Here is a 718-nt window from a genome sequence, read left to right as displayed (position 1 = left end):
GGCGCAGATCGAGCGCGGCGGTCGGCTCGTCGAGCAGCAGCAGCGGAGCGCGCTGGGCGAGGACCCGGGCGAGCGCGACGCGGGCCCGTTCACCGCCCGAGAGCGCGGAGAAGGGCCGCCCGGCGAAGGCGGTGACCTCGGTGGCCGCCATCGCCGCCGCGACGGCGCGCTCGTCCTCGTCCTCCAGCGGCGTCCCGGCCCAGGGCGCCCGGCCCATCCGTACGACCTCCTCGACCGGGAACGGGAAGGCGAGCGCGGCGGCCTGGGGCAGTACGGCCCGGCGCAGGGCGAGTTCGGGAGCGGACCACTCGTGCGCGTGGCGCCCGTCGATCCGTACCTCGCCCTGGTCGGGCGGCAGATCGGCGGCGAGCACGGCGAGCAGGGTGGACTTCCCGGCGCCGTTGGGCCCGACGAGCGCGAGCACCTCACCGGCGCGCGCGGCCAGCCCGACACCGGCCAGCACCTCGCGCTGCCCGAGCCGGACATGGAGCCCGCGGACCTCGGCGAGGGGGCTGCCGGCCGGGACGGGCGCGGGCAGCGAGCGCCGGCGCGCGGCGAGGGGATGCCGGAGGCGCCTGAGGTGCCCGAGGTTCGTACGCTTTAGGTGCTCGACGTTCGTACGGGAGCGGCTCATGCCCGGCCTCCTTGCCCGTGCCGTGTTCCGCGCGGCAGCCAACTGTGTCTGCCCGGGGGGCGACCCCCGGGCAGACACAGTTGG

1 protein-coding gene is annotated in these 718 nt (G+C 77.3%); it reads right to left on the bottom strand.

Annotated elements, in window-relative coordinates; genetic code table 11:
• The coding region (locus tag BFF77_RS32535) for an ATP-binding cassette domain-containing protein (RefSeq protein WP_066957165.1) at positions 1-634 on the bottom strand (634 nt) is incomplete at its 3' end.
• Positions 635-718: the final 84 nt, after the last annotated feature.

The sequence above is a fragment of the Streptomyces lushanensis genome, assembly GCF_001700515.1.
GTDB classification, from domain to species: domain Bacteria; phylum Actinomycetota; class Actinomycetes; order Streptomycetales; family Streptomycetaceae; genus Streptomyces; species Streptomyces lushanensis.
This window is presented reverse-complemented; position numbering and strand designations above follow the sequence as displayed.